The 25,004-nt window shown below is 38.2% G+C and carries 24 protein-coding genes and 1 riboswitch; of the genes, 21 read left to right on the top strand and 3 right to left on the bottom strand.

Features of this window, described 5'->3' with window-relative positions:
• Position 1: 1 nt before the first annotated feature.
• The 3 genes from F7731_RS02090 (at position 2) to F7731_RS02080 (ending at position 3,845) form a co-directional block, all read left to right on the top strand.
• The gene (locus F7731_RS02090) at positions 2-1,453 is read left to right on the top strand and encodes a spore germination protein (RefSeq protein WP_151533705.1); all 1,452 of its coding nucleotides are present in this window, start codon (positions 2-4) and stop codon (positions 1,451-1,453) included.
• 230 nt (positions 1,454-1,683) lie between these two features.
• Positions 1,684-3,003: a diaminopimelate decarboxylase gene (gene lysA, locus F7731_RS02085; protein WP_151533116.1), complete on the top strand. Its 1,320-nt coding sequence runs from the start codon at positions 1,684-1,686 to the stop codon at positions 3,001-3,003.
• A gap of 488 nt (positions 3,004-3,491) precedes the next feature.
• Positions 3,492-3,845 (top strand): GNAT family N-acetyltransferase, encoded by a 354-nt coding sequence (locus F7731_RS02080; RefSeq protein WP_151533115.1) that lies wholly within the window; start codon positions 3,492-3,494, stop codon positions 3,843-3,845.
• 327 nt (positions 3,846-4,172) lie between these two features.
• On the opposite strand, the gene F7731_RS02075 is transcribed toward F7731_RS02080, so the two are convergent.
• Positions 4,173-4,715: a DUF309 domain-containing protein gene (locus F7731_RS02075; protein ID WP_151533114.1), complete on the bottom strand. Its 543-nt coding sequence runs from the start codon at positions 4,713-4,715 to the stop codon at positions 4,173-4,175.
• 181 nt (positions 4,716-4,896) lie between these two features.
• Entirely contained in the window at positions 4,897-4,998 is a 102-nt protein-coding gene (locus F7731_RS02070; protein WP_151533113.1) for a YjcZ family sporulation protein, read from the bottom strand.
• A 221-nt stretch (positions 4,999-5,219) separates the two neighbouring features.
• Here F7731_RS02070 and F7731_RS02065 point away from each other — a divergent pair, with 221 nt between their 5' ends.
• The 16 genes from F7731_RS02065 (at position 5,220) to F7731_RS01990 (ending at position 21,625) form a co-directional block, all read left to right on the top strand.
• Entirely contained in the window at positions 5,220-5,957 is a 738-nt protein-coding gene (locus F7731_RS02065) for a segregation/condensation protein A (RefSeq protein ID WP_151533704.1), read from the top strand.
• A gap of 56 nt (positions 5,958-6,013) precedes the next feature.
• Positions 6,014-6,601 carry an SMC-Scp complex subunit ScpB gene (scpB, locus tag F7731_RS02060; RefSeq protein WP_151533112.1) on the top strand — a complete coding sequence of 196 codons (588 nt, stop codon included), beginning with the start codon at positions 6,014-6,016 and terminating at the stop codon, positions 6,599-6,601.
• 293 nt (positions 6,602-6,894) lie between these two features.
• Positions 6,895-7,314: a hypothetical protein gene (locus F7731_RS02055; protein ID WP_151533111.1), complete on the top strand. Its 420-nt coding sequence runs from the start codon at positions 6,895-6,897 to the stop codon at positions 7,312-7,314.
• 159 nt (positions 7,315-7,473) lie between these two features.
• The gene (locus F7731_RS02050) at positions 7,474-8,364 is read left to right on the top strand and encodes a superoxide dismutase (protein ID WP_151533110.1); all 891 of its coding nucleotides are present in this window, start codon (positions 7,474-7,476) and stop codon (positions 8,362-8,364) included.
• A gap of 283 nt (positions 8,365-8,647) precedes the next feature.
• Positions 8,648-9,796: a D-alanyl-D-alanine carboxypeptidase family protein gene (locus tag F7731_RS02045; protein WP_151533109.1), complete on the top strand. Its 1,149-nt coding sequence runs from the start codon at positions 8,648-8,650 to the stop codon at positions 9,794-9,796.
• Positions 9,789-10,376 carry a nucleoside recognition domain-containing protein gene (locus F7731_RS02040; RefSeq protein WP_151533108.1) on the top strand — a complete coding sequence of 196 codons (588 nt, stop codon included), beginning with the start codon at positions 9,789-9,791 and terminating at the stop codon, positions 10,374-10,376. Before F7731_RS02045 ends, F7731_RS02040 begins: the two co-directional genes overlap by 8 nt.
• 6 nt (positions 10,377-10,382) lie before the next feature.
• A complete protein-coding gene (locus tag F7731_RS02035) occupies positions 10,383-10,916 on the top strand; it encodes a spore maturation protein (RefSeq protein WP_151533107.1) in 534 nt (177 codons plus the stop codon).
• Positions 10,917-11,155: 239 nt separating this feature from the next.
• On the top strand, positions 11,156-11,878 hold the full coding sequence (gene rluB / locus F7731_RS02030) for a 23S rRNA pseudouridine(2605) synthase RluB (protein ID WP_151533106.1): 723 nt from the start codon (positions 11,156-11,158) through the stop codon (positions 11,876-11,878).
• A gap of 167 nt (positions 11,879-12,045) precedes the next feature.
• Positions 12,046-12,573, top strand: a complete 528-nt coding sequence (gene resA / locus F7731_RS02025; protein ID WP_151533105.1) for a thiol-disulfide oxidoreductase ResA — start codon at positions 12,046-12,048, stop codon at positions 12,571-12,573.
• An 18-nt stretch (positions 12,574-12,591) separates the two neighbouring features.
• Positions 12,592-14,217, top strand: a complete 1,626-nt coding sequence (gene resB, locus F7731_RS02020; protein WP_151533104.1) for a cytochrome c biogenesis protein ResB — start codon at positions 12,592-12,594, stop codon at positions 14,215-14,217.
• Positions 14,218-14,233: 16 nt separating this feature from the next.
• The gene (ccsB, locus tag F7731_RS02015) at positions 14,234-15,415 is read left to right on the top strand and encodes a c-type cytochrome biogenesis protein CcsB (protein ID WP_151533103.1); all 1,182 of its coding nucleotides are present in this window, start codon (positions 14,234-14,236) and stop codon (positions 15,413-15,415) included.
• Between the two features lie 107 nt (positions 15,416-15,522).
• Positions 15,523-16,239 carry a response regulator gene (locus tag F7731_RS02010; protein WP_151533102.1) on the top strand — a complete coding sequence of 239 codons (717 nt, stop codon included), beginning with the start codon at positions 15,523-15,525 and terminating at the stop codon, positions 16,237-16,239.
• Positions 16,236-18,017 carry an ATP-binding protein gene (locus F7731_RS02005; RefSeq protein ID WP_151533101.1) on the top strand — a complete coding sequence of 594 codons (1,782 nt, stop codon included), beginning with the start codon at positions 16,236-16,238 and terminating at the stop codon, positions 18,015-18,017. Before F7731_RS02010 ends, F7731_RS02005 begins: the two co-directional genes overlap by 4 nt.
• Positions 18,018-18,310: 293 nt before the next feature.
• Complete coding sequence (sigX, locus tag F7731_RS02000) at positions 18,311-18,859, top strand: RNA polymerase sigma factor SigX (protein ID WP_151533100.1); 549 nt, start codon at positions 18,311-18,313, stop codon at positions 18,857-18,859.
• Positions 18,837-20,084 (top strand): hypothetical protein, encoded by a 1,248-nt coding sequence (locus tag F7731_RS01995; protein WP_151533099.1) that lies wholly within the window; start codon positions 18,837-18,839, stop codon positions 20,082-20,084. The genes sigX and F7731_RS01995 overlap by 23 nt, the downstream gene beginning before the upstream one ends.
• A gap of 639 nt (positions 20,085-20,723) precedes the next feature.
• Positions 20,724-20,883, top strand: a riboswitch (FMN riboswitch).
• 157 nt (positions 20,884-21,040) lie between these two features.
• Positions 21,041-21,625, top strand: a complete 585-nt coding sequence (locus F7731_RS01990; RefSeq protein ID WP_151533098.1) for an ECF transporter S component — start codon at positions 21,041-21,043, stop codon at positions 21,623-21,625.
• A gap of 102 nt (positions 21,626-21,727) precedes the next feature.
• On the opposite strand, the gene F7731_RS01985 is transcribed toward F7731_RS01990, so the two are convergent.
• Positions 21,728-21,976 carry a 4Fe-4S domain-containing protein gene (locus tag F7731_RS01985; RefSeq protein WP_151533097.1) on the bottom strand — a complete coding sequence of 83 codons (249 nt, stop codon included), beginning with the start codon at positions 21,974-21,976 and terminating at the stop codon, positions 21,728-21,730.
• Positions 21,977-22,445: 469 nt separating this feature from the next.
• Here F7731_RS01985 and F7731_RS01980 point away from each other — a divergent pair, with 469 nt between their 5' ends.
• Complete coding sequence (locus tag F7731_RS01980; protein WP_151533096.1) at positions 22,446-23,510, top strand: YpbB family protein; 1,065 nt, start codon at positions 22,446-22,448, stop codon at positions 23,508-23,510.
• Positions 23,500-25,002: a RecQ family ATP-dependent DNA helicase gene (locus F7731_RS01975; protein ID WP_151533095.1), complete on the top strand. Its 1,503-nt coding sequence runs from the start codon at positions 23,500-23,502 to the stop codon at positions 25,000-25,002. Before F7731_RS01980 ends, F7731_RS01975 begins: the two co-directional genes overlap by 11 nt.
• Positions 25,003-25,004 lie beyond the last annotated feature (2 nt).

The raw sequence follows: 25,004 nt of genomic DNA, 5'->3' as shown, positions 1-25,004 counted from the left end.
TATGCTGCCGATTCCTGAATCAGTAAGTGTTATTGAGAAATATATGAAAGACCGGGTCGGGCTGGGTGTAAGTTTTGATTTAGGGATAAGGAAGCTGAACATTCTTCGCAAAGATGTGCATTTATATTATGTAAATGGTTTAACAGACTCACTGATTATTGTTCATTTAATTGAAGAGCTTGTTCGAATAAATGAAAATGAGAAACAATCAAGCAAGATTTTTGAAATTATTGAAAATCGTTTAGTTCACGATTCGGTTGAAAAAATAAAGACGATGGATGAACTTGTCGATCAAGTTCTTTCTGGTTTAATTGTTGTTGTTATTGAAGGGGAATCGACTGCACTAGTTATTGATGTCCGCAGCTATCCAGGCAGGTCCACCCAGGAGCCAGATATAGAAAAGGTTATTCGCGGTTCAAGGGATGGATTTGTAGAAAATATTATTTTAAATACGGCATTAACGAGAAGAAGAATTAGGGATGAAAGACTTCGATTTGAAATCACTTCAGTCGGTGAACGTTCGAAAACAGATGTGGCTATTGGCTATATTAAGGATATTGCCAATGAGGATTTAATTAATATCATCCGAGACGAGATTGGAAATATCAAGGTTGATGGGATTCCGATGGCAGATAAAACCGTTGAGGAATTTCTTTTCAGACAAGGATATGATCCGTTTCCATTCGTTCGTTATACGGAACGTGCAGATGTTGCAGCTACCCACCTGCTTGAAGGGCATGTACTCGTCTATGTAGATACATCGCCAAGTGTCATTATCACGCCTACGACGTATTTTTATCATATGCAGCATGCAGAGGAATATAGACAATCACCTGCAGTTGGAACGTTTGAACGATGGATGCGTTATATCGGTATCCTATCCTCCTTGTTTCTGTTGCCGCTTTGGTTTTTATTTTATTTAGAGCCGTCCATTTTGCCGGAAAAACTTGCTTTTATTGGTCCGAGCAAAGAAACGAATGTTCCGGTGATTTTTCAAATATTTATAGCTGATTTTGGTATCGAAATTTTAAGGATGGCAGCGATTCATACTCCCACTCCCCTTGCAACTGCTATGGGGTTGATTGCCGCTGTATTAATTGGACAAATAGCCATCGATGTTGGATTATTCGTACCTGAAGTTATCTTGTATGTTTCTTTGGCCGCGATAGGGACGTATACGACCCCAAGCTATGAGTTAAGTGTGGCGAATAAAATCACAAGGCTTTGTTTTTTGATCGCAGTTGCTATTTTTCATACACCAGGTTTTATTATTTCAATTACGCTATTCATTCTTTGGATGGCAAGCAAGAAGCCGTTTAATACACCTTATTTGTGGCCGTTTATTCCGTTTTACCCGAAGGCCTTTTTACAGGTGTTAATCCGCAGATCGATTCCCGGATCAAAGCTGCGGCCTAGTATTAATCGGACTGGAGACCGCATAAGACAGCAATAAGATGATGAAAACATCTAGTAGAAAGCAATTGTGATTCACATATATATATGATAAAGTATTTTTAATATTTTATTAATAAATTGACAGTGTCTTCCCTGAGATTCTGTCTATTTATAAGTATTAGGCGATTTATTTAAAGAGTATTACATTTGGATATTTGATTTATATGGGACGTATGAAATAATATTTAAGCATACAATTCACTGTGCTTTTGAGGAAGAGGGGAAAATATGTATTTTCATGGTACATCAAAGGTTAATGCCAAAGGCCATTTAGAGATAGGCGGTATTGACACGGTTGAGCTAGCAAAAAAATTCGGGACGCCATTATACGTATATGATGTTGCGCTAATTAGAGAAAGAGCAAAAGGTTTTAAATTAACTTTTGAAAACTTGAAAGTGCCAGCACAAGTCGCTTATGCAAGCAAGGCTTTTTCAACGATTGCCATGGTGCAGCTAGCAGAGGAAGAAGGTCTTTCTCTTGATGTTGTTTCTGGCGGTGAATTATACACGGCTTTAGCTGCTGACTTTCCAAGGGAGCGCATTCATTTCCATGGGAACAATAAAAGCAGAGAAGAGCTTGAAATGGCATTAAAGCATGAAATCGGCTGTATTGTAGTTGATAATTTCTATGAATTAGAGCTGCTAAATTCAATATGCGAAGAAATGAAAATGAGCACAAAAATATTGCTAAGAGTCACTCCGGGGATTGAAGCTCATACACATGATTATATTTTAACAGGACAAGCCGATTCGAAATTTGGATTCGATTTGCAAAACGGGCAAGCTGAAGACGCACTGAAGAAAGCTTTGACATTTGAGAAAATAGACGTATTAGGTCTTCATTGTCATATTGGCTCGCAAATTTTTGAAACAACCGGGTTTATTTTAGCGGCGAAGAAACTTTTTGAGAAGCTGCATGAATGGAAGGAAGCTTTTTCTTATGAATCGAAAGTATTAAATCTAGGAGGAGGCTTCGGGATTCGATACACTGCTGAAGATGAGCCATTGCCGGCAGCTCAATATGTAGCAGAAATTATTGAAGAGGTTAAAAGATTAGCGGAACATTATTCAATGGCAATGCCAGAAATATGGATTGAACCAGGAAGATCTTTAGTTGGTGATGCTGGTACAACCCTTTATAAAATTGGTTCCAGAAAAGAAGTGCCGGATGTTCGCCAATATGTTGCTGTGGATGGCGGGATGAGCGATAATATCAGGCCAGCTCTTTATCAGGCGAAATATGAGGCAGTTCTGGCCAATAGGGCATTAGAGAAGGCTGATGAGACGGTATCCATTGCAGGTAAATGCTGTGAATCAGGTGATATGCTCATTTGGGATCTTCCTCTGCCGAAGTCTGATAGCGATGATTTACTTGCTGTATTTTGTACAGGTGCTTACGGGTATGCGATGGCTAATAATTACAACCGTCTTCCAAGACCGGCAGTTGTCTTTGTAGAAAATGGTGAAGCAAAATTAGTCGTAAGACGGGAAACGTACGAAGATTTAATTAGAATGGACATTTCTTTAAAACAAAAAATTAACAATTAAGCTGCCGCTGTCGGCAGCTTTCCCTATGCAAACTAAATTTACATATCATGCATTCTATTAAAATTGCAACATGGAAATAATATTTCGTTTCGTGTAAAATGTAGTTGTCCAGTGATAAAGATTTTGTGGGAGGGCAATTTACGATTTATGAAGAAAAACAATTGGCTTCTTTTCGGTTTATTATTAATCGGTAGTTTGGCGTGGGGGCTTTTTTATTCGTTTGTCATCTTACCATCAAAGTAGCGGGTGGATTTAAATATTCAATTGAAAGCACAAAGAGATGTTCTGTACATATATTATACCAAGTTTGAAAAGAATGGTATTTGGAGAAAATAGGAATGTTACATTCCATGTAAACTTAATGAAAGTGATAAAATGGGGCCCTGCATGCCTCCATTAATGTTTCCAATGAAAATATCGCATAAGTAAAACTGAGCGTCTTCTTTCTAAAGCGATGACGGCCAGATTTACGACTAATGAGGGATAATATGTTAATTCGATATAAAAAGGCATTTGAAAAAATTGCCATGGGACTTTTATCTTTTATGCCTAATGAGAAAGATTTGAAAATTTTACAGCAGACGATGAAGCAATATGAAAATGATGGCAATAAGCAGCTTTTCTTATGGAAAGTTGGAGATGATATTATCGGTTTAATCGGCGTTTCGTTTCAAGATGATGCAGCCATGATTGAACACATCTCTGTAAATCCTTCACATAGGCACCAAGGTATCGGAAAAACGATGGTTAAAGCATTGAAAGATATGTATCCGGATAAAGAGTTAAAATCAAATGATGTAACCGATTCATTTCTAAATAAATGCGACATTAAAACCGAATAAAGACTTCAACCTTATCGAAGAAAAAATGAGAGCAATCGGAATCATTACCGATTGCTATTTCTATTTGTCTAGCTACAGCGCCTAGCCCCGACGTATAGGACGTACTAGTGTCGACAATGCGACAGGACAAGGAAAGCTTCAGCAGCGTAATCATCGCACGACCAAAAGAGAAGCTTTTGGGAGGACGTCGCGCTTTTGTCGACCTCAAGGTCATAAGCCAATCCATCAAGAAGGTTAAAGAACAACCTTCTCGCTGCCTCGTCTTATGCTTGTCGGACTTGCACAGGATGTGCTGACATCGGCGTTCGCCACAGGACGTGGCGGTTTTTAGTCGATGTTCATCTTCGAAGGTGCTTTCGCTTTTCTATTTTTTAAAGCAATGTTTCGTTCTTGAATGACTTGACTCCGATCCCTAAGTAAATGCCGGTGAATGATTTCTTGATTTTTTAAATCGCTATTTCCGCACCAAATAAACTCTTCCTGAGTGCATTTTTTCTTGCAAAGGGAAATTAATGAATGATCGATAATGGGAAAATTATAACTAGAGTATACCCTTCCTTTAGTAAGATATTGGAGCCTTATTTCTAAATCTGATATTAGCTTTTCTCCATCAAGCCCTAAGTCTGCTAAGTGCCTTTCGTTCATTTGTAAAATATAGATCGCCTTCGTTAATGTCCTTTTTGCACCGCTTATATTCCCTCGGCGTTGATGGTAATTGGAAACTGCGAATAAGATGAGACCGACCCAAATAGAGGATTTATTCCCTGGATCAACTTTTTTCCAATAATCTTCAAGAACTTCATGACATTCAAAATAATCTCGGTCACCATGGAAATGAATTAAATAATCAATATATTCTTGTGGATACACATCGTTTCACCTCCAGATAATTAATATCTTATCATAAAGTGAAAAAATTATTGGGAACTGTATTCTCTTTATCGCTAACAAAAAAGTTAAACCCAGCAATGCACCGGGTTTAACTTTTTTACTACTTATTAAACATTTAAATCCTTCATGCTTTTTTATTTATTAAAGAATTAATCGTTTATTAAATGAAACAAGAGCATCCTACAATAATTAATAGGATAAACAACACAACGATCAGTGAAAAGCCGCCTCCAAAGCCAAAACCAAAACCACCGTCTGACATACTACATACCTCCTGATAATCTTTATTTATTGTTCAAAATCATCATATGTGGGCAGCGTCTAAATGGTATGGGCGGTTTAATATTTTTTTAAATGATGGTCAACCAGTAGCATAAGGTTTAATTTTCTATTGGATATCGACACTGAATAATTTATACTAATGATAGTGTTTTAGCTGAATTTACTATAGAAATATTGGTGAACAGAAATATGCAAGATGTTATGCATTATAATGTAAAGATTGACGCATTTGAAGGACCGCTTGATTTACTCCTTCATTTAATCCATCGGCTTGAGATTGATATTTATGATATTCCAGTAGCTGAAATTACTGAACAATATTTATTGTATATTCATACGATGCAAGAACTCCAGCTTGATGTTGCAAGTGAATATTTAGTTATGGCAGCAACACTTCTTGCCATCAAAAGCAAAATGCTGTTGCCAAAGCATGAAGAAGAATTATTTGAAGAAGAGCATCCAATGGAAGAAGAAAATCCGATGGATGAGCTCGTGGAAAAATTGATTGAGTACCGTAAATATAAAGAAGCGGCCGTTGAGCTTAAAGAACTGGAACAGGAAAGGGGCTTAATGTTTACAAAGCCTCCGAGTGATCTTTCCGATTATGTAAAAGAAGCTCAAAATGAAAAAGCAGATTTGAATGTGTCGCTTTATGATATGCTAGGAGCCTTCCAAAAACTATTGCGCAGACAGAAATTACAAAAGCCGCTTTCAACTAAAATTGCCCGCCAGGAAATTCCTATTGAGAAAAGAATGGTTGAAATCTTAGATGATTTAAGGAAAATAAAAGGGAGAAAAAGCTTTAACGATCTTTTTCCCTACGCAGACCGGGAACAGATTGTTGTAACTTTTCTTGCTGTTTTAGAGTTAATGAAACGAAAAGAAGTTCATCTTGAACAAGAAAAGAATTTCTCAGAAATCTTTTTACAGATTGTATAGCATTGGAAGCTCCCATTCGTTTATCACTTTGCGAATTAATAAGGGGGTTGCAGCACTTGGAAGTTGTAAATTGGAAAGGAATTGTCGAGAGCCTTTTATTCGCAGCAGGCGATGAAGGTCTTTCGCTAAAACAAATTGTTCACGTATTAGAAACAGATGAGGTACTAGCTGAGTCCATTATTCGTGAATTAATGGAGGATTACACAAATTCATCGCGGGGCGTTACAATCGTAGAACTCGCTGGCACGTTTCAGCTTGCGACAAAAAAGGAAAACTCAGATTATCTGAAAAAACTAGTTGACACTCCAACCACCTCTGGACTGTCCCAGGCAGCACTCGAAACTCTTGCGATTATTGCTTATAAACAGCCAATTACTCGAGCGGAAATTGAGGAAATTAGAGGAGTAAAAACAGAAAGACCTTTGCAAACTTTAGCTGCAAAGGCATTGATTAAAGAAGTAGGAAGAGCGGAAGGTACGGGAAGAGCTTATTTATACGGCACGACGAAGGAGTTCCTTGATTATTTTGGATTAAAACGAATCGATGAGCTCCCGCCGCTCCCGGAAAAATTAGACGAGGATGATTTTCCTCAGGAGGATGCCGATCTATTTTTCGGCAAATTCCAAGAAACTCTAGAATCATAAGTTTTGGCGTACAATTCTGACTGTTTATCGCAGATTAGCGTGCTGTAAGACTCCCACTTCAAGAAGCCCAGAAAGCCATAAAATCTAAGTGGGAGATCCAACAGCCCGTAAAGGCCCGACGACGGACAGGATGTCCTAGTCAGGCGAAAGCCACAGGACGTGGCGTTTTGAGCGTGATAGGTTCAACTAACTATCAGTGGAAAACCACCACTGATAGAAGTTTCACTTTATGTTAATATATAACTATAAAGAAGGATTATTACATAAACGGGAATTGTACGGGAGGGGATTGCATGCTAATAAAAAATTGCAGCGGCTTCGAGCTTGAAAAGGAAAAATCAAATACTTCAGAGGATTTCTTTAATCGAAGCGAAATCACTTTTGAAGAAGACGGTGTAGAGAAGACACTTCATGTATTATATGTTCGATATTTCGAGGAGCAACTGAATGAATTTACACCTTTTGCTTCAAATCCAATTTTTGTGAGTGTCGGAAGAGAAGTTGAGCTAAAAGATATTGTTGCTATTGTTTGTTTACTTAAAAATCCAGGCTTTCGCCATCGCAAACGGGTATATATAAATTCACTAGCTGAATTTGCTTCGTATTTTCAACATATTGATTTTGATAAATTACCCGCTATTTTTGAAGCATTAAAAAATCAAAAAAGCTTTACTCTCCGTTCTCCGTTAGAATATATTGTCCAACCGAATTAAAAAACGATAAGTTAAGGAGCAGCTATCTGAGCTGCTCCTTTATTAATATGTGGCTCAATCCAGCCCCTGATCAAGGCGCTTCCGCATTTCTAGGCAATTTTCCATTTAGGCGGCATACGATAGAACCGGGGCTATGAAAACCAGGAAAGAGGGATCCACATGAGCCGTCTAAATGAATACATTCAAGATGTGTTTAAATGGAATGAAAAAATGCGGGCTTTTTTGGAAAGCGAAGAGATTGAACGCCATAGTGAGCTTTGGCAAAAATTGGACCTTTTTACGGAGATTATGGAAGGAATTAAAGATCCGCAAAGTATAGAAGAATTAATCGATGTACAAAATTTTGCGGATGAGCTTCACGCGGATATGGAAAAGTATTTTGCCGAAAGACAGCAGATTGGCAGTATTTATTTACATGAACCGACCGTGGCTGCTGGCGGTCATGTACTGCCGCCGTTGCCATATTCTTATAATGCATTAGAACCTTATATATCAGAGGAAATTATGAAATTGCACCATGATAAACATCATAAATCTTATGTTGACGGGTTAAATAAAGCAGAGAAAATGCTGCAGGATGCAAGAAAATCCGGTGATTATTCATTAGTTAAGCATTGGTCGAGAGAGCTTGCCTTTCATGGCTCTGGTCACTATTTACATTCAATCTTCTGGAACAATATGAAACCGAATGGCGGGGGAGCGCCTTCAGGAAGCTTGATTAAAGATATAGAAAAATATTTTGGCAGTTTTGATGCTTTTAAGAAGCATTTCAGTGAAGCGGCTAAGCAAGTAGAGGGGGTAGGGTGGGCGATATTAGTATGGTCCCCGCGTTCCCGTCATCTTGAGATCTTGCAAACGGAGAGACATATGCTATTAACCCAATGGGATACCATTCCACTACTTGTTCTTGACGTTTGGGAACACGCATATTATTTGCAATACAAAAATAATCGCGGTGACTACGTCAATAATTGGTGGAATGTCGTGAATTGGAGAAATGTAGAAGAACGCTTTCAAAACGCTTCCAAGCTTAAATGGAAGCCATATTAATGAAATGTGAGCGGAAAACAAAATGTTTTCCGTGTTTTTTTATGTTCAGCGACACCACATACGAGTTCGTGTTTTTAGTCATATCCCCGCTTGTCCCGCATAAACTTGTACAAAGAAAAGCGGAAGCGCCTTGCCCAGCCCCGACAAGCATAAGACAAGCAGGCGAGAAGGGGGTGTATATTCCCCTTCTTGACTGATTGGCTTATGACCTCGAGGGGCTAGGCGCTGGAGCTAGACAAAAAGAAAAGCGGAAGCTGATACTAGAGGAGACGGGGTTTATGCAATGAAAAAAATGAAAAAGCTTTTATTCCTTCCATTAATTGCTGTCTTATTGATCGGAATGATACCGCAACAGGCAAAGGCTTCGGTTTCTGTGAGCGCACATAGCGCCATTTTGATGGAGCAAAGCACTGGTAGGATCCTATTTGAAAAAGATGCACATACGCGTAAAAGAATTGCTAGCATTACGAAAATAATGACTGCGATTTTGGCGATAGAATCTGGAAAAATGGATGAAATGGTAAAAGTCAGTGAGAAAGCTGTAAGGGCAGAAGGTTCCTCCGTCTATTTACAGCCAGGAGAAAAAATAAAACTGGAAGATTTAGTGTATGGCTTAATGCTTCGTTCCGGAAATGATACGGCAGTCGCCATTGCAGAGCATATTGGTGGCAGCCTTGACGGATTTGTTTTTTTAATGAACCAAAAGGCAGAGGAAATTGGCATGGCGAATACTCATTTTGCGAATCCTCATGGGCTTGACGATCATGAAAATCATTATTCGACCGCATTTGATATGGCTCTTTTAACGCGATATGCGATGAAAAATAAAGAATATGCAAAAATTTCAGGCACAAAGGTTCATACAGCACCGAATCCGAATGAGAGCTGGGATCGGAAATGGACGAATAAAAATCGCCTCCTAAAAGAATATGAATATTGCACAGGTGGAAAAACTGGCTTTACAAAACGGGCCAAACGGACATTAGTAACAACTGCAACTAGGGATAAGCTCAATTTAATTGCCGTCACTTTAAATGGGCCTGATGACTGGAATGATCATATTCAAATGTACGAAATGGGCTTTAAAACATATAGCTTGGCAGAGGTGTTGCCGAAAGGCGTTATCAAAGTTATAAAAAATAAAGTTTATAAAAAGAAAGTATTTACGGAGACCGGATTTGATTATCCTGTTACGAATAAAGAAAAAGATCTTTTCCACATTGAATATAAAATGATCAAGCCAAATAAAGATTGGGAGACCGAAGAAAATATTCCCGATATTGTTGGAAAGGCAAAGATTTATTTTGATAACCGCCCTTTAAAGACCGTCCCTATTTATTATAAAAAGGCAAATAGTGAAAGCAAGCAATCATATTTTGAAATGTTTAGAAACCTATTTACTGGGATTATTGGTGTGAAAACGGATGATTAATATAATTTGGGCGGCAATGGCATTGATCGGAATTGTTTTTGCTATGGTGAATGGAACGATGGATGAGGTCAACGAGGCTGTATTTAAAGGGGCGTCCGAAGCGGTAACTCTGTGTATTGGTATGATTAGTATTCTTGTATTCTGGTTAGGGATGATGAAAATTGCCGAGGAAGCAGGACTATTAAACAAGCTTTCGCAAGCATTTAAACCAATTGTCAATAAGCTTTTTCCAGAGGTTCCAACGAATCATCCAGCAATGGGCTATATATTATCCAATATGATGGCGAATATGTTTGGCCTAGGTAATGCAGCAACACCACTTGGAATAAAGGCAATGGAGGAACTCAAAAATTTAAATGGCGGAAAAAATGAGGCAAGCCGGTCAATGATCACGTTCCTTGCCGTCAATACTTCAAGCATCACACTCATTCCAACGATGGTGATAGCGATACGAATGAAATATGAATCTGTCTCTCCGACTGAAATTGTTGGACCGACCTTGATTGCATCCATTTCCTCAGCAATTGGGGCCATTTTAATAGATCGCTACTTTTATTATCGAAGAATTAGAAAAGGATGAGGCTGCATGCAAATTGTATCTGTTATCTCTTTATGGTTTATTCCCGTCTTAATTGGGTTCATATTATTATACGGAACGATTAAACGCGTTCCTACATATGAAAGCTTTGTTGAAGGGGGAAAAGAAGGGATAAAAATTGCTTTTGAGATCATTCCTTTTCTTGTTGGCATGCTTGTTGCGATCTCTATCTTTCGTGCCTCTGGGGCTCTAGAGTATTTCGTTGAATTTGTTCGGCCAGGATTAGAAGCAATTGGTGTGCCGCCTGAAATCTTTCCTCTCGCCATTATTAGACCGATCTCGGGCTCTGCCGCTCTCGGGATGACAAGTGATCTAATTGCTGCTTACGGACCCGATTCCTTTATTGGCCGGCTTGCATCCGTCCTTCAAGGGAGTACAGATACAACGTTTTACGTATTAACCGTTTATTTTGGCGCGGTCGGCATAAGAAAAATGGGTGACGCTTTAAAAGTTGGACTTCTAGCAGATTTAGTCGGCATTGTTGCTGCCATCGTTGTCGTCACCCTCGTATTTGGAATTTAAATAACTGCTTACAAGGATACCATCGCTTTTGGTATCCTTTTTCATGTTGAAAATTCTATCCGAAACAGTGAAAAGCAAAAAACATTTTTTACGAATAATATTTAGTTAACCGTTACTTTGAAAAAAGCTCGATTTATGTCATAATTCATAAGGATAGAAGCGAGTAAAGTCTTCACACAAAGTGTAGGTCATGAACGCGCAAATCCTTAGATGGACAACATAAATTGAGGTGACATAATTTGGAAAGATTACAAAAGGTAATTGCTCATGCTGGCATTGCTTCTCGTAGAAAGGCTGAGCAATTAATTATTGAAGGACATGTTAAAGTTAATGGAAAAACAGTGAAAGAGCTTGGAGTTAAAGTTTCATCTTCTGACCGTGTAGAAGTAAGCGGCATTCCACTCGAGCAGGAAGAGCCGGTATATTTCCTCCTTTATAAGCCAAGGGGCGTAATTTCTAGTGTTCAAGATGATAAAGGCAGAAAGGTTGTTACTGATTACCTGCAACATATCGAACAGCGAATTTACCCAATTGGACGTTTAGACTATGATACTTCTGGTTTGCTTTTATTAACGAATGATGGAGAATTTGCTAATCAGCTCATGCATCCAAAAAGTGAAGTAGAGAAGGTGTATATTGCAAAAGTAAAAGGGATCCCTTCACGCGAGAAGATGCGCAGTCTTGAAAGAGGAATAAAATTAGACGATGGCATGACTGCTCCAGCACGAGCAAAATTAATTTCTATGGACAAAAAGAAACAAACGGCCATTATCGAGCTTACAATCCACGAAGGACGGAATCGCCAAGTTAGAAGGATGTTTGAAGCGATTGGCCATCCTGTTATGAAATTAAAGCGCGAAAGATACGGATTCCTTAACCTTCACGGGCTAAAAGCAGGAGAAGCACGAGAATTGACTACCCATGAAGTAAAGCAGCTTCGGGTATTAGCGCAAAAAAAATAAAATTGGCTAAATTTCATAGAAAAGTCACATTTCCTTCATATTGTAAACATTAACAATGAATGGATGAATGCTATAATTAATATGGACTTTTCTGTTAAGCTTCCTTAGGACACCTAGTAAAAACAACGTTTTCAATGTAGCGAAGGGAATAAAGGGGAGATAGTGGGATGAAGAAAAAGCGGTTAGTGATAAGGACAATGATTCTACTTTTATTAGGTGCCGCTGTTGCTTACACTTTATATGCAAACTTTACGAAGGATGATGTAAAAAAAGTAGCAATAGGGGAAAAAGCTCCTGACTTTGTACTTACAGACATGCATGGTAATAAACATCGACTGTCGGATTATGAAGGTCAAGGGGTCTTCTTGAATTTCTGGGGTACTTGGTGTAAGCCGTGTGAACGGGAAATGCCCTATATAGAAAATCAATATAATGCATTCAAAGAAAAAGGCGTAACAGTCCTAGCAATAAATGTAGGTGACTCAGATCTTGCTGTGCAAAAATTTGCTGATCGCCACCATTTAACTTTTCCAATATTAAAAGATACTACAGATGGACAAGTCCAAACTGCCTATAGAATTAATCCCCTGCCTGCAACGTATATGATTGATAAGGACGGGAAAGTCGTTAAATATCATACAGGTGAGCTAACAGAAGAAATGATTATTGATATGATGGAACAGGTTAAACCATAAGTATAGGGAGTTTTTATAATGAAGGACGTAAAATGTGAATGCGGGCATGTAAACCCGCATGGAACGATTCTTTGTGAAGCTTGTGGAAGGATTCTTGAAGAGAATGAAAAGGAGAAAAAGCTTGTTGATATGCGTTATGAGGGCAGTGCCCGCCGCTCGCAAACATACAACAAAACAATCGTCGATAAAGTATGGAACTTTTTTTCATCTGTAAAGGTCGGTGTGTGGCTGATTGTGATTACATTAATAGCCTCATCGATTGGAACGTTGTTTCCTCAAGAAATGTATATCCCTCCTGTCATGTCTGCATCGGAGTATTATGAGGATCAATATGGCTGGTTAGGTAAATTATATTACGAGCTTGGCTTCCATAATCTATACAGCTCCTGGTGGTATTTAATATTAATCGCCTCAATTGGGGTTTCACTCGTCATTTGTAGCTTAGATCGGGTCGTTCCACTTTATCGTGCTCTAAAGGCACAGCGTGTGACGAGACATGAAGGGTTCTTAAAGCGGCAGCGCCTTTTCGGAATTTCGGAAGCGGAAAATCTTGATCAGTCTTATGGGGAAATAAAAGAAAACTTAAAAGCGAAGCGTTATCATATTCGCGAGGAAGATGGAAATATCCTTGCTGAAAAAGGCAGATTTTCAAGATGGGGCCCATATGTAAACCATGTCGGATTAATTATTTTCTTAATTGGCGGCATGCTGCGCTTTGTCCCAGGGATGTATATTGATAAACTTCTATGGGTGCGCGAGGGCGAAACGAAAGTGATTCCGGAAACGAACGGTGAATACTACTTGAAAAATGACCAGTTTATTCTGGAAGTTTATGATAAGAATAAAGACAATCAAGCGTTTAGTAACGCAATTGATAAATCCGGGACGGTAGTAAAAAACTTTCAGTCGAACGTGACCCTTTATAAAAAGACAGGGGATACGATTTCTGGGGAAGAACCGGAGCTTGAAAAAGTAAAAGATTTTGAAATACGTGTAAATGGACCTTTAAAGTTTGAAAGCTTTGCTTTATATCAAACCTCCTATAAGCTAGATGAATTGAACAAAATGACGTTCGCTCTTACGAATAAACAATCGAATGAAGAGTTTGGCACTTTAACAATTGATTTGTATGATCCGCAGGAAAAATATGATCTTGGAAACGGTTACTCGGTTGAGGTCGTTAGCTATTTTCCAGATTTCGAGTTTGATAAAAGTGGTGAACCGGTTACCATTTCACGAATTCCGAATAACCCAGCTTTCGTCTTTAAAATGCTGACTCCGGATAAGCCTGATGGAGAAATTAGCTTTGTAGCAATCCGTCAAACGATTGAACCATTTGGTGATAATGAATATAAATTAGCTTTTAAAGGCGTTGAAACGAAAAATGTGACAGCCTTAACCGTCCGTAAAGATTTAACACTATGGATTATTTCATTAGGCGGATTAATCTTCATGATTGGGGTTGCCCAAGGCTCTTACTGGACACATCGCCGCATATGGATTCGCAGGGTAAATGGCGAGGTTTGGATTGCTGGACACACGAATAAAAACTGGCACGGATTAAAACGTGAAATTCATAGTGTATTAGCAGGAACTGGAATAAAAGAACCCGTTGACCAAACAGATAATGAACAATCGGCATAAGGAGGGACCCCTTTAGGTGGTTAATTTAAGCGGTAATTTACTATATACAGCCTTTATTCTTTACATAATTGCAACTGTACTATTTGCAGGATCTATAAAAGATAAGCGGAATCAAAAGAAAGGCCAAAACAGATGGGCACAGCTCGGACTAATAGTGAGTATCATCGGCTTTTTGGCTCATTTAGGTTATTTTATTACACGATGGATTGCTGCTGGACACGCGCCGGTTAGTAATATGTTTGAATTCATTACATTTTTCGGCATGTCACTTGTTGGCGCATTCATTGTCATCTATTTTTTATACAAAACTCCTTTATTAGGATTGTTTACAATGCCTGTAGCTTTGTTGCTCATTGCATATGCAAGTATGTTTCCAAGGGACATCTCACCGCTCATACCTGCATTGCAAAGCCATTGGCTTTATATTCACGTAACAACGACAGCGATAGGCCAGGCTGTATTATCAATCAGCTTTGTCGCTGGAATCCTTTATTTAGTTAAATCTGTCGATCAAACGAAATCTAGCAAACGTACTTTTTGGCTAGAGGTAGTTATGTTTGGCTTAACTTGGACTCTTGGATATATCATTATTTCTACTAGTTTCTCAGTAATGGATTATCAAGCAGAATTTAACTGGATTGATAAAGAGGGGAAAGAAGCAACTCTCGAGTATGCAATGCCTGCATTAACAGGTCCTCATGAGGGTGAACTCATTACAGCTGGTAAATTCGAACCAATTGTTGAAGTACCAGCAATTATTAATGCAAAAAAATTAAACACAGTTATTTGGTCATTCGGAGCAGGTATTATTTTATATTTATTATTTAGACTTATTTTTAGAAAAAGAATCGCAGCTGCAATTCAACCGATTGCTAGAAAAGTCAATCTTGATTTAGTTGATGAAATTGGTTATCGGTCCGTATTAATTGGATTCCCTATTTTCTCACTAGGCGGCTTAGTTTTTGCGATGATCTGGGCACAAATCGCTTGGACCCGTTTTTGGGGATGGGATCCGAAAGAAGTATGGGCACTTATTACCTTCCTTTTCTATGCAGCATTTCTTCACTTGCGTTTATCAAAAGGCTGGCATGGGGAAAAATCAGCCTGGCTAGCCGTGATTGGTTTTATTATTATTATGTTTAATCTAGTTGCCGTCAACCTTGTTATCGCTGGCTTGCATTCATATGCAGGATCCTAATTAAGCTTTTTAAAATTCAAACAAATAATATTTCTTATCTATCAGTTAAAAGCCTTCACTTTGTGGAGGCTTATTTCAAAAATAGGAAATAAAGGGTGATATTGAAAATGGAAAAAGACATTAAGATTTTAGTGGTTGATGATGAAGAAAGAATTCGCCGCTTATTAAAAATGTATTTAGAGAGGGAGAATTTCATCATTGATGAGGCAGAGGATGGAAATGAAGCCTTATCTAAGGCTTTAGAGAACGATTATGATGTCATCCTTCTAGATTTAATGATGCCGGGTAAAGATGGAATTGAAGTTTGCAAAGATTTACGGGAAAAGAAAGCTACTCCGATTATTATGCTGACAGCAAAAGGGGAGGAAGTTAATAGAGTTCAGGGGTTCGAAGCGGGGACTGATGACTACATCGTTAAACCATTTAGTCCAAGAGAGGTAGTATTGCGTGTAAAGGCCTTATTACGTCGTGCTTCTACAAGTACTTATGTCCAAACGGAAGCGGTAACGAAAGATATTATTGTATTTTCGCATTTAACAATTGATCATGATGCCCATCGTGTCCTAGCCGACGGGAAAGAGGTAAGCTTAACTCCTAAGGAATATGAATTGCTTTATTTCCTTGCGAAGTCTCCTGATAAAGTATTTGATCGTGAGCAATTACTAAAGGAAGTTTGGCATTATGAGTTTTTTGGAGATTTAAGAACGGTCGATACACATGTTAAGCGATTACGTGAGAAGCTCAATAAAGTTTCAGAGCATGCGGCGAAAATGATTGTTACGGTATGGGGTGTAGGTTATAAGTTCGAGGTTATTAATGAATGAAGCTTTGGCGAAGTGTCGTTGGTAAACTTTGGATAACTATTCTATTACTTGTATCTTTTGTCCTTTTTATATTAACCATTTTGCTGTTGGAGTTTTTTCAAAACTACCATATTAATGAGATGGAGCGTGAGCTTACTCAGACAGCAAAAAAAATCTCCCGTATTATAGATGAGCACGAAAGAGATGTAGCCCTAGAGATTTCTTGGGAATTAGTGGACGATGTCACTGAAGTGGTCATCGTCATGAATAAAAATGAATATTATTACTCCCCTGTTGAGAAGCAAGTCATTAAGCTGCCAATCTCTTATTTAACAGAGGAACCTGATTTACAAAAAGTTTTAACTGAAGATAAAATGGTCAAGAAAAAGGCTACCTTAAATAATCATATAGAAACTAACAGCGATGAATCTAAAGTTTTAATCATCGGTGCACCTCTGAAAGAATCAACTAGTACAAACGGGGCTGTCTTCCTGTATCAATCATTAGAGGTTATGGAGGAAACTACACGTACGACGACAAAGTTTATTTTCCTGGCTGCTTTTATCGCCATCATTTTAACAACAATTTTTGCGTTTTTCTTGTCAACGAGAATTACAGCTCCGCTAAGAAAAATGCGTGAGGCAGCATTTGAAGTGGCGAGAGGAAAATTTGATACGAAAGTACCTTTCACCTCACAGGATGAAATTGGTCAATTAGCGATCGCCTTTAACCAAATGGGAAAAAAGCTTAAATTTAATATGAATGCCTTAAGTCAAGAAAAGGAACAGCTTGCTAGCATTTTAAGTGGAATGGCAGATGGTGTCATCACATTTAATAAGGATGGGACGATTTTGATTACGAATCCTCCTGCTGAGCAGTTTTTGCATAGTTGGTATTATGAGCAAGAGGAAGAGAATATGGACACAGATGCTGTCCCATCAAAAGTAATGGAGCTATTCCAACTAGCTGTTAGTACGGAAAAAGAACAGGTAGGGGAAATCTCCATACAGGGCCGCTTTTGGGTGATGATTGTTAGCCCTCTATATAGCAATAAGCTCATTCGTGGAGCAGTGGCTGTTATTAGGGATATGACGGAAGAGAGACAGCTTGATAAGTTAAGGCAAGATTTCATTGCGAATGTATCTCATGAGCTGAGAACGCCAATTGCGATGATGCAAGGATATAGTGAAGCGATTGTTGATGATATCGCTAGTACGGATGAAGAAAAGAAAGAAATGGCTAGTGTAATCTACGATGAATCTTTAAGAATGGGTCGTTTAGTGAATGAGCTTTTAGATCTTGCGAGAATGGAAGCAGGTCATGTGCAATTAATGATGGAGGAAATGGAAGTAACACCGTTTCTTCATAAAATTGTCCGAAAGTTCCAAGGTTTAGCTAAAGAAAAAAACATCCAGCTTGATTTACGGCTAAGCGATCAGCCGCTTCGGTTGCATTTTGATCCGGATGGAATTGAGCAAGTATTAACAAATTTGATTGATAATGCGATTCGCCATACCCCAGATATGGGGAAAGTGATCGTTTCAGAGCGCAGTGATGATCGTGGCCTATATATAGAAGTTGAAGATTCTGGCTCTGGAATCCCAGAAGAAGATTTACCGTTTGTTTTTGAGAGATTTTATAAAGCAGATAAAGCAAGAACGAGAGGACGGTCAGGGACTGGGCTTGGACTAGCCATTGCGAAAAATATTATTAATGCACATAAAGGGCGAATATCTGTTCAAAGCAAAGTTGGTCAAGGTACGACATTTTCCTTCTTTATCCCTCGAAATTTAGGCTAATACAGAAAAAAATGCCGATTGTTCTTGATACACGGGAAACATTTTTTTATTATTGGATGTTTTCATAAAACTTGTTGCGATATTCGTGTAATGTTAATTTAACTATCTGAGTTGATTGGAGCGGAAATCAACGGGAAAACTTTGAAAGATTATTTTATGCTTGGAAGGATTTACTTAAAAATCCTTCCATTTTTATTACTGTAAAAAGTATAATAAGGCGAGGGGATTTATCTAAAGTCTGTAACCTTTTTTAAACAAATTACGACTATTTAATTAAACGGGGAGGGAATCTGATGGACTCCGTTTTTGATGAATTATATAGAAAATATCATCATGATGTATTTCAATTCCTTTTTTATATGGTCAAAAACAGGGAACTTGCCGAGGACCTTGTACAAGAGGTTTATATACGGGTTCTGAAATCTTATACAAAGTTTGAAGGAAAAAGCAGTGAAAAGACGTGGTTATTTTCGATTGCGAGAAATGTAGCCATTGATTCATTTAGGAAGCAAAAAGGCTGGAAACAGCGGATTTTGGAGAAATTTGATTGGTCAACACAGCAAATAAAGGATGAATATCCTATTCCAGAAGAAATTGCGATTCAAAACGAAGAAGTTCAAGCTATTTATAAATGTCTGGATTATTGTACAGTCGACCAAAGGTTGGTCATTGTCATGAGATATATTCATGAGCTATCTATTTCAGAATCAGCCGAGGCGTTAGGCTGGACAGAAAGCAAAGTGAAGACTACGCAGCACCGGGCGTTAAAAGTATTAAAAGGTCATATGGAGGAAATGAAAAGGAAGGAGGGGATGGAAGATGAGAAAATCGGAGTGGAATGATGAACAGTTAAAGGAATTATTAAGCCAGCTGCCAAAAGTGGGGGATCATCGGACTCCTATTGAAATTTATCAAAATATTGCTATCAAATTAAACAGACGCAAACAAAGAATGTGGATCCTGCCTAGTGCAGCGGCTGCAGCAGCCGTCCTCCTGTTTTTCATCCTAGTTCCTAACCTTATTAATTGGCAAGGCATTGAGGAAAAAGCAAAGAATGATGCTAGTGAACAATCTACTTCTGCACCTGAATTAGTAATGGAAAAAAGAGCGCTCGTTGAGAAAGATAACCAAAATGCAGAAGCTAGGGAAAATCAAATAGCTATGGATACGAAAGAACAAGAAGAGGGAAAAGCAGAAATTAGCATCACTTCAATGGACATGGCTGATCAAGCAACCGCTGTTTATGATGAGGATGTAGTTGATAAAGAAGTGCTTACCTACGGGATTCCAGATCCAAATGTTGAATTCCTTGTCCCTGTTAGTATTCTCATCCCTAAAGAGGGTAACAAGTCAAAATTTGAATTATTTAGCGAGAATATGGCAAGGTTAACTGAGGAGGAATGGGGACTGACAGATTACTTTCCTTTAGACGCAAATTTAACTTTCGATGAAAAAAGCCGGATTTTGTCATTAGATGTTCCAGCAGATCATTCCTATAGCTTATCATCTACGACGGAAACACTTTTACAACAAGTACTAAATCATACGATGGAAACATTGAATGTTCATAGAGTAAATTTAACGACCGAAGGAAAACCAGGAATCGATTTTAGCCATTTTGGGCATATCGATCATTTTGAAAATGCTGACCAACAAGGTCGAGAAGCTTATTACTTTTATTTTCCTTTTCAAAATGTGACGAAGCCATTTCTCGTACCATTGAGTATCATAGACAAAAAAGGAAGCATTAAAGAAGCTTTTTCAGCAATGAGAACTAATCAAAAGGGAAAGAAATTATTAGCGTCCATTCCTGAAAGTATGCAATTTGTGACAGAGGAAAAACCAGGTGAGAGCAAATTAGTTATTCGTTTTGATAAAGGCTCGAATCTTGCTAATGATGACATAACTCTTCATACAATTGAAGCAATTTTATTAACAGCGAAGGAATTTAACTATGATGTCGTTAAGTTAGAAAATGCAAATATCGATAAAATTGGACGATTTGATTTGAATCAAGAAATAAAGGTTCCTGTTGCGGCGAATAAAGAAACAATTACAAATGAGTAAAAGAGGCGGTCCATTAGGCTCGTCTTTTTTTACTGCCTAGCTAAAGCGGCTACCCCCGACGTACAGGACGTACTAGTGTCGACAATGCGACAGGACAAGGGAGGCTTCGATAGCGATTCATCGCACGACCAAAAGTGAAGCTTTTGGGAGGACGTCGCGTTTTTGTCGACCTCGAGGTTATAAGTCAGTCCGCCAAGAAGGTTAAAGAACAACCTTCTCGACGGTCTGTCTTATGCTTGTCGGGGGTGAGCGAGCCGCTTCCGCTTTTCTTTGTTCTATCTCTGCTTAAATAATCATAATGTGGATATGGGAAATGAGAAATGAGAAAAAATTTATAGGAGGACAAAATGCGGGATTATTTAAGACGATTCATGATTGCAGGAATAATGGGGATTTTTATTAGCTTGTTATTTTTAGGAGGAAGTATGTACAAGCTCTAGGCAGGAGAATAATTGTCTAGCTCCAACGGCTAGCCCCTCGAGGTCATAAGCCACTCTATGAATGAAGGCAAAGTACACCTTCCTTCATAGAGCGTCTTATGCTTGTCGGGTCTGAGCGAGCCGTTTCCGCTTTTCTGTTTTAATTCCTTTCCATTTAGAAACATTTCGAGTATAATATAAACTGTATAAATTAAATACGGTCTATCTTCGGGGCAGGGTGAAATTCCCGACCGGCGGTGATGAGTTTTTTTCTCTAAGCCCGCGAGCCACTAGTTCTAGGAAATGTAAGACCCTAGAACAGGGCAGGATTTGGTGCGATTCCAAAGCCGACAGTACAGTCTGGATGGGAGAAGATGGAGGTTCTGCAGACGTTCAAAAAATGCAGGTTATTCGAACGTTTATTTAGTGAGCCTTTTAAATCTCCCTCAAGTGATAATCTTGAGGGTTTTATTTTGGGCTTCAATCTGCTGAACCTTTCTTCTTTAGGAGAGATAGTCCTAAAAAGGAGAGAGGAACTTGAAAAGATTTTCTGTTAAAGCTTTAGTCTCGATTGGGATGTTAAGCAGTATTTCGTATGTTTTGATGCTGCTAAACTTCCCGGTGCCGCCATTTCCACAATTTCTTATGATTGATTTTAGCGATATTCCTGCATTAATCGCTGCGTTAATCTTCGGTCCACTGGCGGGCATTTTAGTTGAATTATTTAAAAATATTTTAGACTACTTCATGACAGGCAGCGCAACAGGCGTTCCGGTTGGACATATTTCCAACTTCATTGCGGGTACGTTATTTGTATTGCCGACCTATTATGTTTACCAAAAGTTAAAAACGAGAAAGGGTATGACATTCGGCTTAGTAGCTGGATCCATTATTATGGCCGTAGTAATGAGTATTTTAAATTACTTTATCATTTTACCAGCATATACCTTTTTCTTAAATACTCCAGCCATGTCAGCTCCAGAAATGCGGACAATGATTGTTACCGGAATCTTACCTTTTAATATTGTTAAGGGGTTAATTATAACGATTGTATTTATGCTAATATTTGCCCGAATGAATGCCTGGATTAACAAGCAGGGCACCTATAACAATGTAGCATAATGCAGAAAAGCAGTGGCCTAAACCACTGCTTTTTCTGTTGCTTCCGACATCAAAAAAAGCTCCCCAATAGTTAAAGGAGAGCCGTATATTTCGAATCTATTACTATTCAAATTTTAGTGGGTCACCATCAAATGCATTGTCAGCCACTTTGATTGAATCGGTTGGACAGCCTTCAAACGCATCCATCATATCTTCGATTAATACATCTGGAATTTCTACAATTCCTTGGTTATCATCTAGTGTAACGAATGCGATACCGTCGTCATCGTAATCATAAATATCTGGTGCTGCTGCTCCACATGCTCCACATGCGATGCATGTTTCTTTGTCAACAATTGTAAACTTTGCCATTGGTTTTTACCTCCCAAAGATTATCACGAATCATTTTTATTTTTCCTTAATTAAGATGGAAACATCCCTCAAACCTATTGTAAAACTGAATGGCAAACATTTCAATAGAAAAAGTAGTGAGAATGCTTATCATACAAGGTACAAGGTTCCAACAATAGTCAGAAATAAAGCGGTTCTGTTTTTTCATTCATGTTAAGATAAAGAAGATGATTAAATTGTTATCGCAGATTAACGGGCTGTAAGACTCCCGCTCCAAGAAGTTGAGAAACAAAAATTTCTAAGTGGGAGATCCAACAGCCCGTAAAGGCCCGACGACGGACACGATGTCCTAGTCAGGGGAAAGCCACAGGACGTGGCGCTTTGAGCGTGATAAGTTCAACTAACATTCATTGGGAGATGAAAATAATCCCCCAATGAATGAAGTTTCACTTTATCAAGTCCAATAAAGAATGAAAATGGTGTGATTTTTATGAACGAGTCCTATTTGAAAATGGTCATTCTATATTGCTTACATAAAATTGATGGACAGCGCTCCCTATATGCCGTCCTTCATCTTTTAAATGGAAAGAAATCTGCGCAAACGATCCAAGATGCTCACTTTTTCCATTTGACAAATCTTTTCGGCACATTTCCTTATTTAAAACGGAAGGACTTAGATGACTTAGCTGATAACATGAAGAATGAAGGCTTGATCAAGCCTATGCTTGAACAAAGCTTCAAATTAACAGACTTAGGTGTGAATTCCTTGAACATATGGGCAGAGCAGCAGCCAATTCCAAGCACATTAAATGGATGGAAATTTCACCAAATAACCAATCTGTTTTGGGAAAGATTGTCCTTAATGGTACAAGTCATATCCCATTTGCAAAGCAGGGATACAAAATACATTCCAATTCAAAGAAAAAAAGAAGTTCATTTTTGGCTAAAGGAATTTTTGCAAAAAACGTCTTTAAGCAGGGAGGAATGGGGCCATAGGCTGTATCATGAATTAACCCACTGCCTTGAAAAAAATCAAGAAATAGACCCTGCGATTATGATCATAAGACTGACCGGTTATAAAAGAATTGGCTTAACTGCTAAGCAAGCAGCTGAAAAGCTAGGAATCGAATTTGGTCTGTATTGTATACAATTTATCAGCCTAATACATTATATGCTAGAAACGATTCAATTAAACTCAAAAAAATACCTGTTATTGAACATGCTTATTTCGAACGAGTATGATTTATTCCCTTTAACTCAATCAGCAAGCAAAACCTATTCATTGCTTAAAAAAGACTTGAACATCGAAGAGATCGTGCAAATTCGCCGATTAAAAAGAAGTACGATTGAAGATCATATTGTCGAAATCGCCTTGAATGTAAAAAATTTTGATATTTCAACGTTTGTACAAAAAGAGAAACAACAGTTAATTAATGAAGCTTTTAAAAAAAGCTCCTCAAAGCAGTTAAAGCATATTCGGCAATTAGTTCCCAATGCAGATTACTTTGAAATCCGTTTAACACTTTCGAGGGGAGGTAAAGGGAATGAAGCTTGAAAATTTATTACAACAGCATTTTAACTATCCCTCATTTAGAAAAGGTCAGAGGGAAGTGATTTCTTCCATTCTTGAAGGAAATCATACAATTGCTATGCTTCCGACGGGAACAGGGAAATCACTTTGCTATCAATTGCCAGCATATATGTTAACAGGACATGTGGTAATTGTCTCGCCTCTTCTTTCTTTGATGCAGGATCAAGCGGAGCAACTTATGATGAATGGAGAAAAAAGGGTCATTGCATTTAATTCTTTTTTAACATTAGAAGAAAAGCAGCAAGCACTAAGCCAATTATATAAATATAAATTTATTTTTCTGTCACCGGAAATGCTTCATGCAAATTATGTAATTCAAAGGCTAACAGAGCTTCAAATCGCTTTATTCGTCATTGATGAAGCCCACTGCATATCTCAATGGGGCTATGACTTCCGCCCTGATTATCATAAACTTGGAGCAGTGAGGGAGAAATTAGGCAATCCTTTAACACTCGCTTTAACTGCTACGGCTACACCTGAAGTGAAAGAGGATATAATTCAATCATTGTCATTAGACAATTGGAAGGAATTTATTTATTCAGTTGACCGTCCTAACATCTCCTTATCAGTAGAAGCAGTTGATTCTTTTCCGGAAAAAACTGAAAGACTTATTGAGCTTGTAAATAAATTAGAAGGACCTGGGATTATTTATTTTTCAAGCAAAAAAATGTCTGAACAAATGGCTTCATTGTTGAGGGAAAGAGGAGTTCAAGATATAGCAGCTTATCATGGTGGCATGGAGCAAGAGTCGAGAATTTTAATTCAGCAGCAATTTATTCAAGGTCAATTAAATATCATTTGTGCTACAAGTGCATTTGGGATGGGGATTAATAAAGAGAATATTCGGTATATCATTCATTTCCATATGCCTTTACAATTAGAATCCTATTTACAGGAAATTGGACGAGCAGGAAGGGATGGCCAAAAAAGTGTTGCCATTTTGCTTTATTCACCTGGAGACGAACAGCTGCCATACCAGCTGGCTGAGGGGGAACTTCCTTCTGACGACCAGTTGACATGGCTATATCATTGGATTACTGAAAATCCGCATGCTTTAAAGTATATGTCAGCTAATGAATTAGAAATTAAAAGAATAGCGGGTTTATCAGACATTCAGTGGAGAATAATAGATAATTTTCTTCATAGTGTAACGGAGGATCAGCTTGAAGAATCTTTTAATCTCATTAAAAATTTTTCAAAAGATCGTTTACAAGTGAAAAGGCAAAAGATTAAAGAAATTTATAGGTGGATTCAATTAACGGAATGCCGGCGAAAAAATATCTTGAACTATTTTAAAGAAGACAACAAAATAAAGATAGAGGATTGTTGCGACATTTGCGGACTGGATTATACAAAATATTATGTTTCTCGTACAAGGGAAGATGTGATTGAAGGTGAACGAGGCTTTCATTGGAAGGAACATTTAGCTGAAATACTTTTAAGTGAGAGAATTTGAAA

Source organism: Cytobacillus depressus, from assembly GCF_008923245.1.
In the GTDB taxonomy this organism is placed as follows: Bacteria; Bacillota; Bacilli; order Bacillales; family Cytobacillaceae; genus Cytobacillus; species Cytobacillus depressus.
Note: the sequence above shows the minus strand (reverse complement) of the source record. Positions and strands in the feature narration are given on the sequence as shown.